General features: G+C 72.7%; 14 protein-coding genes. 5 read left to right on the top strand and 9 right to left on the bottom strand.

The annotated features are described in order from the left end of the window. Nucleotides 1-42: 42 nt before the first annotated feature. From ACGFU6_RS15505 to ACGFU6_RS15480, 6 genes are all read right to left on the bottom strand, one after another. Entirely contained in the window at nucleotides 43-1,167 is a 1,125-nt protein-coding gene (locus ACGFU6_RS15505; RefSeq protein ID WP_393611113.1) for an RNA polymerase sigma factor, read from the bottom strand. Nucleotides 1,168-1,360: 193 nt separating this feature from the next. Beyond that, nucleotides 1,361-3,277 (bottom strand): DNA primase, encoded by a 1,917-nt coding sequence (gene dnaG / locus ACGFU6_RS15500; RefSeq protein ID WP_393611112.1) that lies wholly within the window; start codon nucleotides 3,275-3,277, stop codon nucleotides 1,361-1,363. A 271-nt stretch (nucleotides 3,278-3,548) separates the two neighbouring features. After that, nucleotides 3,549-4,808: an NAD(P)/FAD-dependent oxidoreductase gene (locus ACGFU6_RS15495; RefSeq protein WP_393611111.1), complete on the bottom strand. Its 1,260-nt coding sequence runs from the start codon at nucleotides 4,806-4,808 to the stop codon at nucleotides 3,549-3,551. Between the two features lie 244 nt (nucleotides 4,809-5,052). Further along, nucleotides 5,053-6,390 carry a deoxyguanosinetriphosphate triphosphohydrolase gene (locus ACGFU6_RS15490; protein ID WP_393611109.1) on the bottom strand — a complete coding sequence of 446 codons (1,338 nt, stop codon included), beginning with the start codon at nucleotides 6,388-6,390 and terminating at the stop codon, nucleotides 5,053-5,055. A 36-nt stretch (nucleotides 6,391-6,426) separates the two neighbouring features. After that, the gene (locus ACGFU6_RS15485; RefSeq protein ID WP_393611107.1) at nucleotides 6,427-7,383 is read right to left on the bottom strand and encodes a sirohydrochlorin chelatase; all 957 of its coding nucleotides are present in this window, start codon (nucleotides 7,381-7,383) and stop codon (nucleotides 6,427-6,429) included. 89 nt (nucleotides 7,384-7,472) lie between these two features. After that, nucleotides 7,473-8,327 carry a Cof-type HAD-IIB family hydrolase gene (locus tag ACGFU6_RS15480; protein WP_393611106.1) on the bottom strand — a complete coding sequence of 285 codons (855 nt, stop codon included), beginning with the start codon at nucleotides 8,325-8,327 and terminating at the stop codon, nucleotides 7,473-7,475. A gap of 124 nt (nucleotides 8,328-8,451) precedes the next feature. Here ACGFU6_RS15480 and ACGFU6_RS15475 point away from each other — a divergent pair, with 124 nt between their 5' ends. Continuing rightward, a complete protein-coding gene (locus ACGFU6_RS15475; protein WP_393611104.1) occupies nucleotides 8,452-9,195 on the top strand; it encodes a vancomycin high temperature exclusion protein in 744 nt (247 codons plus the stop codon). Between the two features lie 21 nt (nucleotides 9,196-9,216). On the opposite strand, the gene cutA is transcribed toward ACGFU6_RS15475, so the two are convergent. Together cutA and ACGFU6_RS15465 are read right to left on the bottom strand one after the other, a co-directional pair. After that, the gene (gene cutA, locus ACGFU6_RS15470; RefSeq protein WP_393611102.1) at nucleotides 9,217-9,606 is read right to left on the bottom strand and encodes a divalent-cation tolerance protein CutA; all 390 of its coding nucleotides are present in this window, start codon (nucleotides 9,604-9,606) and stop codon (nucleotides 9,217-9,219) included. A gap of 68 nt (nucleotides 9,607-9,674) precedes the next feature. After that, the gene (locus ACGFU6_RS15465; protein ID WP_393611100.1) at nucleotides 9,675-10,307 is read right to left on the bottom strand and encodes an NADPH-dependent FMN reductase; all 633 of its coding nucleotides are present in this window, start codon (nucleotides 10,305-10,307) and stop codon (nucleotides 9,675-9,677) included. 88 nt (nucleotides 10,308-10,395) lie between these two features. Between ACGFU6_RS15465 and ACGFU6_RS15460 the strand changes: the two genes are divergently transcribed. The 4 genes from ACGFU6_RS15460 (at nucleotide 10,396) to ACGFU6_RS15445 (ending at nucleotide 13,786) form a co-directional block, all read left to right on the top strand. After that, on the top strand, nucleotides 10,396-11,196 hold the full coding sequence (locus ACGFU6_RS15460) for an aminotransferase class IV (protein WP_393611098.1): 801 nt from the start codon (nucleotides 10,396-10,398) through the stop codon (nucleotides 11,194-11,196). 95 nt (nucleotides 11,197-11,291) lie between these two features. Continuing rightward, nucleotides 11,292-11,768 carry a DUF5990 family protein gene (locus ACGFU6_RS15455; protein ID WP_393611220.1) on the top strand — a complete coding sequence of 159 codons (477 nt, stop codon included), beginning with the start codon at nucleotides 11,292-11,294 and terminating at the stop codon, nucleotides 11,766-11,768. A 422-nt stretch (nucleotides 11,769-12,190) separates the two neighbouring features. After that, complete coding sequence (locus ACGFU6_RS15450) at nucleotides 12,191-13,063, top strand: hypothetical protein (RefSeq protein ID WP_393611097.1); 873 nt, start codon at nucleotides 12,191-12,193, stop codon at nucleotides 13,061-13,063. A gap of 99 nt (nucleotides 13,064-13,162) precedes the next feature. Further along, nucleotides 13,163-13,786, top strand: a complete 624-nt coding sequence (locus ACGFU6_RS15445) for a class F sortase (RefSeq protein ID WP_393611096.1) — start codon at nucleotides 13,163-13,165, stop codon at nucleotides 13,784-13,786. Nucleotides 13,787-13,819: 33 nt separating this feature from the next. On the opposite strand, the gene ACGFU6_RS15440 is transcribed toward ACGFU6_RS15445, so the two are convergent. Continuing rightward, entirely contained in the window at nucleotides 13,820-14,608 is a 789-nt protein-coding gene (locus tag ACGFU6_RS15440) for a sulfite exporter TauE/SafE family protein (RefSeq protein WP_393611094.1), read from the bottom strand. Nucleotides 14,609-14,747 lie beyond the last annotated feature (139 nt).

The raw sequence follows: 14,747 nt of genomic DNA, 5'->3' as shown, positions 1-14,747 counted from the left end.
CGTCCGCTTCGCGGCTGCCCCGGCCCGTGCGCTTCGCGTGCGTCAGTCGAGGTAGCCGCGGAGCTGGTCGGCGAAGGCGTGGTCCCGGAGCTTGTTGAGGGTCTTGGACTCGATCTGGCGGATCCGTTCGCGGGTCACTCCGAAGATCCGGCCGATCTCCTCCAGCGTGCGGGGCCGCCCGTCGGCCAGCCCGTACCGCAGCTGGACCACCTTCCGCTCGCGCTCGTTGAGCGTGGAGAGCACCACTTCCAGGTGCTCGCGCAGCAGCAGGAACGCGGCGGACTCCACCGGGGACGCGGCGTCGCCGTCCTCGATCAGGTCGCCGAGCGAGACGTCGTCCTCCTCCCCGACCGGGGCGTGCAGGGAGACGGGTTCCTGGGCCAGGCGCAGCACCTCGCCCACCCGCTCCGGGGTCAGGTCGAGCTGGGCGGCGACCTCCTCGGGCGTCGGTTCGCAGCCGCGTTCCTGGAGCATCCGGCGCTGGACCCGGATGACGCGGTTGATCAGTTCGACGACATGGACCGGGACCCTTATGGTGCGCGCCTGGTCGGCCAGCGCGCGGGACATGGCCTGCCGGATCCACCAGGTCGCGTACGTCGAGAACTTGTAGCCCCGGGCGTAGTCGAACTTCTCGACGGCCCGGATGAGGCCGAGGTTCCCCTCCTGGACCAGGTCGAGCATGGTCAGCCCTCGGCCCACATAGCGTTTGGCCACGGAGACGACGAGGCGGAGGTTGGCCTCGATGAGGCGGCGTTTGGCCATCCGCCCCATGACGACGAGGCGGTCCAGGTCGACGGCGAGGCGGGTGTCGGGGTCCGGGGTGCGGGCGAGGCGCTCCTCCGCGAACAGCCCGGCCTCGACGCTGCGGGCGAGCTCCACCTCGTCGGCGGCGGTGAGCAGCGGGACGCGGCCGATCTCCCGCAGGTACTGCCGGAACAGGTCGGACGACGGCCCGCCGGTGTCCGGCCGGCCACGCGGCGCCGTCGGCTCGGGCAGCTCCGCCGACTCCTCCATGACCGCCTCGGACGGCTCGGACGGCTCGGGCAGCTCGGACGGCTCGGACGGTTCGGGCGGCGGGTCCGCCTCGGCCTCCGGATGATGTACGGCCCGGGCTTGCGCGGGGATCGCCGAGACATGCTCGGTCTTGCTCACGGTCCGGGTCTGCACGGGGGCGACCTCCAGGTGATCGCTGCCGGACCGCGGGGATGGAGGACCACCGGTCGGTGGGCCGGCCGCGCTCCGATGACTCAGGCACCGCCACCCAGTGTGGGGTACGACACACAGCTGCCACGAGGGGCGTGCGGGTACTTTCTGAGTCCGAGCGGTTACCGAGGGGTTACCCGGGACGCTCGCGGCGCGGTCAGAGCGCGTCGGCTCCGCTGTTGCGCAGGGACTGGGCGTACTGCTGGAGGACCCAGACCTCGTTCTGCGCGGCGGCCAGGTGGTCCGGGGCGACATTGCTGCCGAGCCGGGCGAGGCTGCCCTGGACGTCGTCGATCCGGCGGTCGACGGCCCGCAGCCGGACCTTGACCAGGTGCTCGCCCGCGTAGGCCTCGTCGATGGACTTGCCGTGGAAGACCTCGACCGCCAGCTCGGTGACCAGCTTGCGCACCGTTTCGTTGGGGGTCGCGTCGAGCACCTGGACGAGATACTCGCGGGTTTCGGGGACGCCCAGTTCGGCGCCGCCCGCCTCCGCGATGCACTGGCGGACGGCGGCGTACGGCGGGGCGGTGAACTCGTCCACCCCGTAGGCGTCGAAGGCCGGGGAGACCAGGGCGGGCTTCTGCAGGGCGAGCTTGAGCAGCTCGCGCTCGGTGCGGTGGGCCGGGCTGCGGAGGTTGAGCGCGGGGCCGGAGGGGCCCGAGGGGCCGGTGGGGGGCTGGGTCTGCTGGTGCTGCGCGCCGGCGCGGGATGAGGAGCGGGCGGGGCCGCGCTGGTCGCCCCGGCCCCGGGCCCACTGGGCGAGCTGGTTGACCCGGTGCACGACGTACTCCTGGTCCAGGATGCCGACGAAGCCGGCCAGCTGGACGGCGACCTCGCGCTGCACGCTGCCCGTCTTGATCTTGGCGACGACGGGGGCGGCCTCGTCGAGCGCGGCGGCGCGGCCGGCCGGGGTCTCCAGGTCGTAGCGGCCGACGATCTGGCGGAGCGCGAACTCGAAGAGCGGGGTGCGGGGTTCGACCAGGTCACGGACGGCCTCGTCGCCCTTGGCGAGGCGCAGATCGCAGGGGTCCATGTTGTCCGGGGCGATCGCGATGTAGGTCTCGGCGGCGAACTTCTGGTCGTCCTCGAAGGCGCGCAGGGCGGCCTTCTGCCCGGCCGCGTCACCGTCGAAGGTGAAGATCACCCGGGCGCTGCCGTTGTCCATCAGGAGGCGGCGCAGGATCTTGATGTGGTCGCCGCCGAACGCGGTGCCGCAGGTGGCGATGGCGGTGGTGATCCCGGCGAGGTGGCAGGCCATCACGTCGGTGTAACCCTCGACGACGACGGCGCGGCTGGCCTTCGCGATGTCCTTCTTGGCCAGGTCGATGCCGTACAGCACCTGGGACTTCTTGTAGATCACGGTCTCGGGGGTGTTGAGGTACTTCGGGCCGTTGTCGTCGTCGCGCAGCTTGCGGGCGCCGAAGCCGACGATGTCGCCCGCGGTGTCGCTGATCGGCCACATCAGCCGCCCCCGGAAGCGGTCGATGGGGCCGCGCCTGCCGTCCTGGGAGATCCCGGAGGCGATCAGCTCCTTGTCGCTGAAGCCCTTGCCGCGCAGGTAGCGGGTGAGGTGGTCCCAGCCGGCCGGGCTGTAGCCGACACCGAAGTGGGCGGCGGCGGCCTGGTCGAAGCCGCGCTCGGCGAGGAACTTGCGGCCGATCTCGGCCTCGGGGCCGTCCAGCTGCTCGACGTAGAACTGGGCGGCCGCCTTGTGGGCCTCGACCAGCCTGATCCGCTCGCCGCGCTGGTGGGAGGGGTTGTACCCGCCCTCCTCGTAGCGCAGGGTGATGCCGGCCTTGGCGGCGAGCCGCTCGACCACCTCGGAGAACTGGAGGTGATCGATCTTCATCACGAAGGCGATCGTGTCGCCGCCCTCCTGGCAGCCGAAGCAGTGGAAGAGACCCTTGCTCGGACTGACCTGGAAGGAGGGGGATTTCTCGTCGTGGAAGGGGCACAGCCCCTTGAGGTTCCCCCCGCCGGCGTTGCGCAGCTGGAGGTACTCGGAAACGACGGCGTCGATCGGGACCGCGTCCCGGACCGCCTTCACGTCGTCGTCATTGATCCTGCCTGCCACGAGTGAAGTCTACGGGTGGGATACGACAGCCCTCGGCCGGGCGGGCGCGCGAGGCCCGTGCGCCGGTCTCCTTGGTACGGGGTTCCTGGGTACGGGGTTCCGTCCTCAAGCGCCGGACGGGCTTGGTGTGCGGGTCCCCCGCGGGTGTGCCCATGTCCGGTGGGTGGGGGTTCGGGGTCCCACCGGACCAGGCGCACCCCACAGCGCGGAGCACCCGCACCACTCAAGCCCGTCCGGCGATTGAGGACGGAACCCCGGACCCGAGGGCCCTTCAGATCAAGGACTCCAGCCGCACCGACGGATCGGCCAGGGCGTCCGGGTCGACCGGCTGACCGGCCTTGATCAGTTCCTGCACGGTGTCGGTGACGTCCCACACGTTCACGTTCATCCCGGCGAGCACCTTGCCCTCCTTCAGCCAGAACGCGATGAACTCGCGCTTGCCCGCGTCGCCTCGGATCACCACTTGGTCGTAGCTGCCGGGCGGTGCCCAGCCCGAGTACTCCAGGCCCAGGTCGTACTGGTCGGAGAAGAAGTACGGCACCCGGTCGTAGGAGACCTCCTGGCCGAGCATGGCGCGGGCCGCCGCCGGTCCGCCGTTCAGCGCGTTGGCCCAGTGCTCCACCCGCAGCCGGGTGCCGAGCACCGGATGCGCGACGTTGGCGACGTCACCGGCGGCGTAGATGTGCGGGTCGCTGGTGCGCAGCGAGGCGTCCACGGCGATGCCGCCGCCCTGGGCGCGAGGGGCGATGTCCAGTCCGGCCGCCTCGGCGAGGGCGGAGCGCGGGGCGGCCCCGATCGCGGCGAGGACGTCGTGGGCGGGGTGTTCCTCGCCGTCGTCGGTGCGGACGGCGAGGACCATGCCGTCCTGGCCGACGATCTCGGTGAGGCGGCCGCCGAAGTGGAAGCGGACGCCGTGGTCGCTGTGCAGGTCGGTGAAGATCTGGCCGAGCTCGGGGCCGATGACCCGGTGCAGCGGGGTCGCCTCCGGTTCGACGACGGTGACCTCGGCGCCGTATCCGCGGGCCGCGGCAGCGACCTCCAGGCCGATCCAGCCGGCTCCGGCGATCACCAGGTGGCCGTTGTCGCGGCCGAGCGCGGCCAGCACGTTGCGCAGCCGGTCGGAGTGGGCGAGGCGGCGCAGGTGGTGGACGCCGGCCAGGCCGGTGCCGGGGATGTCGAGGCGGCGCGGTTCGGCGCCGGTGGCCAGGAGCAGCTTGTCGTAGTGGATGACGGTGCCGTCGCCCAGCTCCACGGATCGGGCGTCGCGGTTCAGTACGGTGACCGGCTGGCCCAGGTGCAGCTCGATGTCGGCCCCCGCGTACCAGGCCGTCTCGTGGACGAAGACGCTGTCGCGTTCCTCCTTGCCGGCCAGGTACCCCTTGGACAGGGGCGGGCGTTCGTAGGGATGGTCGCGCTCATCACCGATCAGGATGACCCGGCCGCTGAATCCCGCCGAGCGGAGCGTCTCCGCCGCCTTCGCTCCGGCCAGTCCTCCGCCGACAATGACGAACGTCCGATGTGCGTCGACCACTTGATGCCTCCTCGGTGCTTGCTGCGCGGCGCCAACTGCGAGCGTCCCGCACGCAGCGTGATGGCGAAAGAGGGTGTGACCCGATCAGGTCACGCCCAGTGGTCGTGGGCCGGTCCGCAGGGCGGTGCCGCGCCACGGGGAAAGGGTGGCGGGTACGCGGTGGGACCACGCGGTACGTCCACCCCAGCACACCATCTGCTCCTTCGTCGGCGGCGCAGCCGCGCGGGAGGGGTGCGGTGCGGGGTCATCGGCCGGGCGCGGTGAGCGAGTGGTGCAGGGTACGGGCGGAAGCGTCGGTCAGGGCGGCGATCTGGTCGACCAGGACGCGCTTGCGGGACCGGTCGTCGGGCGCGGCCTCGTACAGCGCCCGCAGCTGCGGCTCCAGCCCCTCGGGCGCACGGGCGGTCAGGGCCGCGGCCAGTTCCGCGATGACGATGCGCTGGCCGGCGCGGATCGCCTCCTGCTCGGCGCGCTGCATGACGTAGCGGTCGGCGACCGCCTTGAGCACCGCGCATTCGTTGCGGGCCTCGCGGGGCACGACCAGCTCGGCGCCGTACCTGGTGAGCCGGCCGGTGCCGTACGCCTTGCGGGTGCCGGTCTCGGCGGCGAGGCAGAGGCGGCCGATCAGCTGGCTGGTGGCGTCCTTCAGCCGGGCCTGGGCGACGGCCGAACCGTCGTAGCCGTGCGGCCACCAGTCCTGGCCGATGAGCCGGTCCAGGGCGTCGGACAGCTCCTGCGGGTCGGTGTCCGCCGGGACGTACCGTCCGATGGCGACCTGCCAGATCTCCTGCCGCTCCGGCTCGGCGTCCAGGCAGTTGGGGTCGATGTGCCCGGCGTGCAGGCCGTCCTCGAAGTCGTGGACGGAGTACGCCACGTCGTCGGACCAGTCCATCACCTGGGCCTCGAAGCACTTGCGGTCCTGCGGTGCGCCCTTGCGGAACCAGTCGAAGACCGGCACGTCGTCCTCGTACACCCCGAATTTCGGTGAGCCGGGGTCGGTCGGGTGGCCGCCCCGGGGCCAGGGGTACTTGGTGGCGGCGTCGAGGGCGGCGCGGGTCAGGTTGAGCCCGACACTGAGCAGCTCGCCGGTACGGGGATCGGGCACGAACCGCTTCGGTTCGAGCCGGGTCAGCAGGCGCAGCGACTGGGCGTTCCCCTCGAAGCCGCCGCAGTCGGAGGCGAAGTCGTTGAGCGCCTGCTCGCCGTTGTGGCCGAAGGGCGGGTGGCCCATGTCGTGGGACAGGCAGGCCGTCTCGACCAGGTCGGGGTCGCAGCCGAGCGCGGCGCCGAGTTCGCGGCCCACCTGGGCGCACTCCAGGGAGTGGGTGAGCCGGGTGCGGGGGCTGGCGTCCCAGGCGTAGCTGCGGGTGCCGGGGGTGACCACCTGGGTCTTCCCGGCGAGCCTGCGCAGTGCGGCGGAGTGGAGCACCCGGGCGCGGTCGCGCTGGAAGGCGGTGCGGCCGGGCCTCTTGTCCGCCTCGGTGTCCCAGCGCTCGGCGTCGGCGGCGCCGTAGGGCGCCGTGTCCGGCCAGTGGGTGCTGTGCGGGTGGTCCGTGCCGTGCGTGCCGTGCGTGCCGTCCATGGGGTCGACATTAATCGGCCGCGCCGACAAGAGTGCTCAGGCGGATGCCAGGAAATGTGTGTTCATCGGAGTTTCCTGTGCCGGGGCACCGGCGGCCGCCCGTGCCTGGTCGTAGCGGTGCAGCAGCAGCCGGGCCATCGCCGGGTGCGCGCCGAGCGGGGCCGCGGCGATCCACGGCGCGGCCTCGGACGCGGCCGAGGCGAAGCGCCCGGGGGCGGTGAAGTACGAGGCGACGGCGACCCGTCGGCGGCCCCGGGCGGCCAGCGCGCGCACGGCGGCCGGGACGGTGGGCGTCGCGGCGCAGGCGTACGCGGGAACGACCGGCACCCCGCCGAGCCGTTCGCTGAGCAGGTGCGCGGTGCGGCGGGTGTCGGCGGCCGATTCGGGATCGCGCGAACCGGCGGCGGCCAGGACCACCGCGCTGCTGCGGCTCCCGTCGTCCTCGGGCTGCCACCCGGCCTCGGCGAGCCGCCCGTGCAGCGCCTCGACCAGCAACGGGTGCGGCCCGAGCGGCGCGGCGATCCGGGTGCGCAGGGCCGGGGCACCGGCGACGGCTTCCGGGATGTCCTGTTTCACGTGGTACCCGCGGCCCAGCAGCAGCGGCACCAGCACCGCCTCGCCGTCGCCGAGCGCGTGCAGGGTCGCCGGCAGGAGGGGTGCGTTCAGCTCGATGTGCCCGAGCCGGACGTCGAGCCCCGGCCGCAGCTCACGCACCCGGTCGAGCAGCCGCGTCACCGTGTGCAGCGCCCTCGGGTCCCGGCTGCCGTGTGCGACGGCGACGAGGGCGGGAGCGGGGACGGGGGTGGTGGGGGCCGGCGGGCGGGCCCGTCCCGGTGCGGGCTGGTGCCGGGTGCGGTGCATGGGGCGTCGGGTTCCGTTCAGGGAGACCAGGCCGAGCTGGGTGTCGAGCTGTGCGGTGATACGGCTCAGCAGTTGCGCCGTGCTGTCGAGGGGCAGGGATTCCTGCGGGCGTTCCGGTGCCGGCTCCGTCATGGACCGATGGTGCCGGGCGCACGTTGCCGCGTCGTTGCGGGCCGGTCACGGGTTTTTTCCGGCGCCTCACGGCCCGGACGGGGATGCTGTCAGACGGGGTCGGCTTCGGCTTCTGCTTCGGTCCCTGCCTCAGCTGCGGCTTCGGCGAGCAGGCGTTCGATGACGCGGGCGACTCCGTCCTCCTCGTTACTGACGGTGTGCACCGGAACGGCGGCCAGGACGGCCGGGTGCGCGTTGGCCATGGCGTAGCCGGTGCCGGCCCAGTCGAGGACGGTCAGGTCGTTGGGCATGTCCCCGAAGGCGATGACCTCGGCCGCTTCGATGCCCCGCCCCGCGCACAGCAGCGCAAGGGCGCCGGCCTTGGTGACGCCCGGCGCGCTGATCTCCAGCAGTCCGCGCCCGCCCGAGTGCGTGAGCTGTACCTCGTCGCCGGCGCCCGGCAGGGCCGCCGCCAGCAGGGTGTCCGCGTCCAGCCGGTCCGACCAGGCGAGCAGCTTGGTGACCGGGGCCTCGGTCAGCCACAGGTCGGCGAGGGACGGTACGGGGAGCTCGGCACCCTCCTCCTCGGAGAACCGCATCCGGTAGGCCGGTTCGTACAGCACCTGGTTGCCGGTCTCCAGGGCGAAGCCCACCTCGGGCACCGCGGCGGCCAGTGCGGTGGCCACCCGCCGGGCGGTGATCAGGGACAGCAGGCGGGAGGAGACGACGGTGCGCGTGGCGATGTCGTACACGAGGGCACCGTTGCTGCAGACCGCCGTACCGACGAGTCCGGTGGCGGCCGCGAGCCGGTCGACGAACCTGGGCGGGCGGGCGGTGACTATGACGATCTCCGCACCGGCGCCCTCGGCCGCGCGCAGGGCGCGCAGCGTGCGGGGCGAGAGCGTGCCGTCGTTGCGCAGCAGGGTGCCGTCGAGATCTGACGCGATGAGCCGTGGGAGCAGCATCGGCCGATGCTACCGACGGCCCTGCGCGGAGAACCCTTCGGGCCGTTCTGTCGTCAAGTCACAGGGGACGGTTCGGCCGGGCGGTCCGGCACAGCACAGGACAGACAGGAACGGGGGCGCTCCCATGCGGCTGGGACGACGAGGAGCAGCGGCGGACGGCCGGGGCCGGGCCGGGCCGGGGAGGGCGGCCGCCCGGCTGCGGCCCCGGCTGCCACGGACCCCGCGGGGGCGGCGCCGGGCCGTGCAGGGGGTGATGGTCGCCTGCGTACTGGGGCTGGCGCCCGCCACCTGGATGCACTCGGTCGCGGACGCCCGGGTCAGGACGGCGGCGGACGCGCCCGTACGGCAGGTCGCCGTGGTGTTCGGGGCGGGACTGTGGGACGGGAAGCCGTCCCCGTATCTCGCGAACCGGCTGCGGACCGCGGCCGGGCTGTACCGGGACAAGAAGGTGAAGGTCGTGCTGGTGACCGGTGACAACAGCCGGGAGGAGTACGACGAGCCGGACGCGATGCGCACGTTCCTGGTCCGGCACGGGGTGCCGGACAGCAGGATCGTCAGCGACTTCGCCGGTTTCGACACCTGGGACTCCTGCGTCCGGGCCAAGAAGATCTTCGGGGTGGACCGGGCCCTGCTGGTGACCCAGGGCTTTCACGTCCGGCGGGCGATCGCGCTGTGCCGGGCGGCGGGCATCGACGCGTACGGCGTCGGGGTCGACGCCAGACACGACGCGACCTGGTACTACGGCGGGACACGGGAGATCGCCGCGGCGGGGAAGGCGGCCCTGGACGCGCTGTTCAAGCCCGACCCGCACTTCCTGGGCCCCCGGGAGCCGGGAGTGGAGACGGCCCTCGCGGCGGACGCCGGGTGAACCCGCCCGGCCCCGGCTCCCTTACGAGGGGCCCGAAGTGCCAAAGGCGCCTGCGGTCCCCGGGGCAGCTGCGGCGCCCGAGGTGAACGGCGACGTCTGCGCCGACACCCAGCCGAGGTAGCCGGCGCTGCCCCGTACCACGGGGATCGCGATGATCTCCGGGGTGTCGTAGTCGTGCGCCTCCTGGAGATGGGCCTCCAGTTCGTCGTACCGCTCAGCGGTCGTCTTGAGGAGCAGCTGCCACTCCTCGGTGGTCTCGATGGCGTTCTCCCACCGGTAGACCGAGATGACGGGCGCGGAGATCTGCACGCAGGCGGCGAGCCGTGCCTCCACCACGCCCTGTGCCAGCAGCCGGGCCTTCTCCTCGCTGTCCGTCGTGGTCAGAACGGTCAGCCATGCGGGCGAAGTCACCTTCGGTCTCCTCGGGTTCGGCAGCGGTCCTGCCCCGATTGTCGGGTACGGGGCCGGCCGGTGCCCGGTCAGCTGCCGTACGGCCGAACCTCTTTCGCGTCCCGCAGTGCCCGGCCCCACCAGACCAGCTGGTCGAGCTGCGACTTGACGGCGGCGTCGGCACCGGCCGGGTCGCGGTGGTTGCCCTCGTCGTCGAACAGCGCGCCGGCGTTGTGGAAGGAGACGGAGTCGCGGATCGAGACTGCGTGCAGTTCGGCGAAGACCTGCCGCAGGTGTTCGACCGCGCGCAGGCCGCCGGAGACCCCGCCGTAGGAGACGAAGGCGACGGGCTTGGCCTGCCACTCGGCGTGGTGCCAGTCGATGAGGTTCTTGAGCGGGGCCGGGTAGGAGTGGTTGTACTCGGGGGTGACGACCACGAAGGCGTCGGCGGCCGCCAACCGGCCCGCGACCTCGGCCAGTCGGTCCCGCGCCCCGGGTTCGGGGCGGTAGGAGTGCACGGTCGGGAGGTCGACCTCGGCGACATCGACCAGGTCGGTCACGACATCCGGGTGGCCGTCGGTGTGGGAGAGGAACCAGCGGGCGACGACGGGCGCGAAGCGGCCCTCCCGGTTGCTGGCGAGAATGACCGCGACCTTCAGCGGGGCGTCGGCGGTGGCGGTGTCCGTGGTGGCGGCTGTGGTTTCAGCAGTGGTGAGGTCCATGGGACGAGACTCACGCCTCAACCGTGGTTGAGGTCAAGCGCCGGTCCGTCGGCCGCTCCATCCGGCGTGTCGGCATACGGTGGAAGGCATGACGACTCCAGCAGCCGCACCGGTCCCGTACGCCGAGTTCGACGGACGTCCGGCCACCGAGGACGATCTGCGGACGGCCGCCTTCTTCAACTACGGCCACTTCACCGCCATGCAGGTCAGGCAGGGCCGGGTCCGCGGACTCGGGCTGCACCTGGACCGGCTGGACAGCGCGAACCGGGCACTCTTCGAACTCCCTCTGGAAGGGGACTCGGTGCGCGAGCTGATCCGGCACGCGCTGCGGGGCGCGGGGGTCGCGGACGGCTCGGTGCGGGTGCACGGATTCCTGCCGCCGGGCGCCACCACGACGACCGTCATGGTCACGGTGCGCGGACCGGTGACGATGCCCGCCGAACCGAAGAGCATGATGTCGGTGCCGTACGCCCGTGCTGTGCCGCATCTCAAGCGGCCCGGCGAGTTCGGCCAGACGTACTACGGGAATCTCGCCTCCCGCGCGGGCTTCGACGATGCGGTGCTGACCCTGCCGGACGGCTCGGTGACCGAGGGGGCGTTCACCAACATCGGCTTCTGGGACGGCGAATCGGTCGTCTGGCCGCAGGCTCCCGCGCTGCTCGGCACCACGATGGCGCTGCTGGAGCAGGAGTTCCCCGGCGCGGGTATCCGGTCTCGGCGGAGTCCGGTGACACTGGACGGGCTGGGGGCCTACAGGTCGGCGTTCGTCACCAACTCGCAGGGCATCGCGCCGGTCCGGCGGATCGACGACACCGAGTTCGTGGTGGACGGGGAGCTGATGGGCCGGCTGGACGCGGCCTGCGCGAGGGCACCCTGGGACAGGGTCTGAGACGCCCGGCGCCAACGGGGGCGGGGACTGGGGCGGGCCGCCGGGAGGGGACCATGGGGCACATGGAGAACTCCACCGAAGGCCCCCAGTCGCGCATGCAGATCCATATCGAGGGCTCCCGCCTGCCCGGCCGCGCCTGCGGGCCCGGCGGCGACTTCGACGGCTACGAGAACATCCACGTGGGCGTCCAGCGCAAGGACCGGCCCGGCGAACTCCTCGGACTGCTTCCGGGCGACGCCCCGTCCGCTTCCTGGACCCTGGACTGCACGGCCGCCGTCACCGACCCCGGCGACCTCGTGGGCGGGGTGGAGATCAGCGGGCCGTACGTGCAGAACAGGCTCGGCGGGCGGTTCGTCTACCTGTCATGGGGCACGGTCGACGAGGACGGCCTCTTCTCGATGTTCCGGCGGGCCAAGCTGATGTTCTCCGACATCGGGACGGACACCCTCCGCGCAGCCGTACGCTCCGGTCACCTCACCGCGCGGCTGCCGCTCTCCGACGCGAAGGGCCAGCCGCTCTGCGCACGGGTCCGGCCGCCCGTCGTCGAGTGGTCCGCCACCGGCCCGGAGTAGGCACACCAGAAGCCGGAAGCAAGAGGCGAGAGGAGCGGCGCCGGGGGCGGGGCGCCGGACAAGGAGCCGCCCTCATCGGGCCCAGGGGGGGGCGAGTCCGATGAGGGCGACGGCCGGGGGCGACGAGGGGACGCCGTCCCGTGGGGGGTGTGATGCGTGTGCCCCTCGGCCACAAGGTCATGCATGTGATGTGCACCACATTCACTTCGAGGGGCGTCACCCGATCGGCACCGAATGCCGAAGGGGGCCGCACCTCCCCCGCCATCACCGCGCTGACCTGCACGCATGCCCCATGGCAAGGAGGCTGCGCCGGTCCGGACGGGTGACAGCTGACTCGGTGTCAGCAGGCGTGCGCGGTCGCCCGGCCGTTAGCTCGGAGCCAGGACACACCCGCCAGCGCCCCTTGCTCGGAGGAACCCCCCATGCGCAGTCCTGCTCGCCTCGTGACCGGCACAGCCGCCGCGGCCCTCGCCGCAGCCGCGCTCGGCCTCTGCGCAGCCGCCCCGTCGGCGTTCGCGGACGAACCGGTTCCGCTGGAGATCACCCCGGCGAGCGCGGCCCCGGGCGCCACGGTCACCGTGAACACCGATGCCTGTGGGAGCGACACCGCGGCGACGGGCGACGCGAGCGCCCTGGAGGCCTCGCGCTTCGCGCTGGCACCGGCCACCCTCAAGGAGGTCCTGGCCGGTTCGTTCCGGGTGCCGGGCAACGTCGAGCCCGGCCCGTACGACATCGACGTGGCCTGCGAGAACGGCAAGAAGGCCAGCGGCGAGATCGAGGTGAAGGCCGCCGGCACCACGGGCAAGGACAGTGCCGCATCCTCCCGGACGGCCCCGGACGGTTCCGACGACAGCTCCCCCGCGGACGCCGACGACTCCTCGGCGTACGACTCCGCCGCCGACGCCTCGTCCTCCGATCCCTCGGCGTACGACTCCACCGGGCTCGACGAGGCCGAGGCGGCCGGTTCCGCCCTCGTGCCGGACGCCCCCACGACTCCGGGCCGGGGTGACTCCGGCGAGCGGCCGAGCCCGTCCGGACACGAGAGCTCCGGCACGCACGACAGCTCCGCCGGGCGGGACAGCCGCGAGAGCCCGTCGGACCGCGATTCCCCCTCCGGCCACCGCTCCTCGGCCGCACCCACCGCCCCCACGGGGCACGTCAAGACCGGTATCGGCGGCAGCGTCGGACCGGACACCACCCAGATCGCGGCGGGCGCCGGCGTTCTCGCCGCGACCGCCGTCGGCGGAGCCTGGCTCCTGCGTCGCCGGGCGAGCGGCACGCAGGACGACAGCTGACGGAGGTTCCACCTCTCCGTACCGCCTGGTTTCCGTCCCGGTGGCCCTGCGCCACCGGGACGGGACCGCATCCACCTTCGTTCACCCCGGAGGACGACCGTGTCCCAGAAGGCCAAGGGCTGGCTGCTCGTCGTCGCGGCGCTGGCCGGTGTCTGGCTGATCCGCAACGGCGCCGGCACCCGGCTGACCCCGCCCGGCCCGGCCGCCGCCCAGGCCTTCGCCGCCGGACCTGAACTGCTGCCGGGGTCGCCGGTCGCCCAGCCGCTGCGCCCGTCGGCCCCCGTCCGCATCCGGATCCCCGCCATCAGGGTGGACGCCCCGATGATGCGGCTCGGGCTCGGCCCGGACGGCAGCCTCGACGTACCGCCGGCCGGGAACACCGACATCGTCGGCTGGTACAAGGACGGCACCCCGCCCGGCGCCAAGGGCAGCGCGATCGTCGCCGGTCATGTCGACAACGCCCAGGGCCCGTCCGTCTTCTACGACCTCGGCTCGCTGAAGAAGGGCAGCACCGTCGAGGTGGACCGGCAGGACGGGCGCACCGCCGTCTTCGCGCTGGACGCCATCGAGGTCTACGACAGCGAGGACTTCCCCGACAAGCGGGTGTACGGGGCCTCGGAACACGCCTCGCTGCGGCTGATCACCTGCGGCGGCGGATTCTCCGCGTCGACGGGTTACGAGGGCAACGTGGTGGCGTACGCGCACCTCACCTCGGTGCGCTGACCCCGGACGGCGCCTCGGATCCGGCCGGGGCGCTCACGCGTTCCACTGGTCGAAGGCGAGCTTCGCCACCAGCGAGAACACCACGACCAGCAGCACCCCCCGGACGAACTCGCTGCCCCTGCTCAGGGCCATCCGCGCCCCCATCAGGCCGCCCGCCAGGTTGAACACCGCCATCAGGCCGGCCAGCTGCCACATCACGTTGCCCTGGTACGCGAACATCGCCAAGGCGCCGCCGTTGGTGCAGACGTTGACGATCTTCGCGGTGGCGGAGGCCGTCACCAGATCCAGGTGGAGCACGGCGGTCAGCGCCAGCACCAGGAAGGTGCCGGTGCCCGGTCCGAACAGCCCGTCGTACAGGCCGATGCCGCCGCCCACCAGCACGATCGCGGTAACGGTGCGGGCCCGGGTGACCTGCGGCGCCGTACCGTCCTCGGGCGCCCTGCCGAACCGGGGCCGCAGCATCACGAACCCCGCGACCGCCAGCAGCACCACCATGATCACCGGCCGGAGCACCTCGCTGCTGATCCCGGCGGCGAAGAAGGCACCGGTCATCGATCCGGCCAGGGCCGCGAGACCGATCCGCAGCGCCGTGCCGACCTTCACCGGCGCCTTGCGGGCATAGGCGACCGCGGCGCCGGACGTACCGACGATGGCGACCGCCTTGTTGGTGCCGAGGATGTGCGCGGCGGGGAGGTTCGGCAGTCCCAGCAGCAGCGCGGGCAGCAGAAGCAGTCCGCCGCCGCCGACCACCGCGTCGATCCAGCCGGCCGCGCCCGCGGCGAGGCACAGCACGACGAGGGTGGTCAGGGTTATGTCAGGCATGATCGCGACACTAAGGAAACGGCACGTGTCGCGTCCAACCGTCCGGCCCGTACGGCGAAAAGTTGAGCGAATCCAGAGCGTGCGGCAGAGCCCGCGGCGCCCCTCCGCCTCGGGCGTCCTCGCGCCCTCCCCTCGGGCA

The organism is Streptomyces sp. NPDC048462 (genome assembly GCF_043200175.1).
GTDB lineage: Bacteria > Actinomycetota > Actinomycetes > Streptomycetales > Streptomycetaceae > Streptomyces.
The sequence above is the reverse complement of the archived record's forward strand: the minus strand, read 5'-3'. Positions and strand labels throughout refer to the sequence as shown.

Excerpts from the sequence above, each read along its gene's own strand:
- ACGFU6_RS15475 (WP_393611104.1), top strand. The coding sequence starts at position 8,452 with ATGCGGCTGGGACGACGAGGAGCAGCGGCGGACGGCCGGGGCCGGGCC.
- ACGFU6_RS15450 (WP_393611097.1), top strand. The coding sequence starts at position 12,191 with ATGCGCAGTCCTGCTCGCCTCGTGACCGGCACAGCCGCCGCGGCCCTC.
- ACGFU6_RS15480 (WP_393611106.1), bottom strand. The coding sequence starts at position 8,327 with ATGCTGCTCCCACGGCTCATCGCGTCAGATCTCGACGGCACCCTGCTG.
- ACGFU6_RS15455 (WP_393611220.1), top strand. The coding sequence starts at position 11,292 with ATGCAGATCCATATCGAGGGCTCCCGCCTGCCCGGCCGCGCCTGCGGG.
- ACGFU6_RS15490 (WP_393611109.1), bottom strand. The coding sequence starts at position 6,390 with ATGGACGGCACGCACGGCACGCACGGCACGGACCACCCGCACAGCACC.
- ACGFU6_RS15465 (WP_393611100.1), bottom strand. The coding sequence starts at position 10,307 with ATGGACCTCACCACTGCTGAAACCACAGCCGCCACCACGGACACCGCC.
- ACGFU6_RS15460 (WP_393611098.1), top strand. The coding sequence starts at position 10,396 with ATGACGACTCCAGCAGCCGCACCGGTCCCGTACGCCGAGTTCGACGGA.
- ACGFU6_RS15485 (WP_393611107.1), bottom strand. The coding sequence starts at position 7,383 with ATGACGGAGCCGGCACCGGAACGCCCGCAGGAATCCCTGCCCCTCGAC.
- ACGFU6_RS15440 (WP_393611094.1), bottom strand. The coding sequence starts at position 14,608 with ATGCCTGACATAACCCTGACCACCCTCGTCGTGCTGTGCCTCGCCGCG.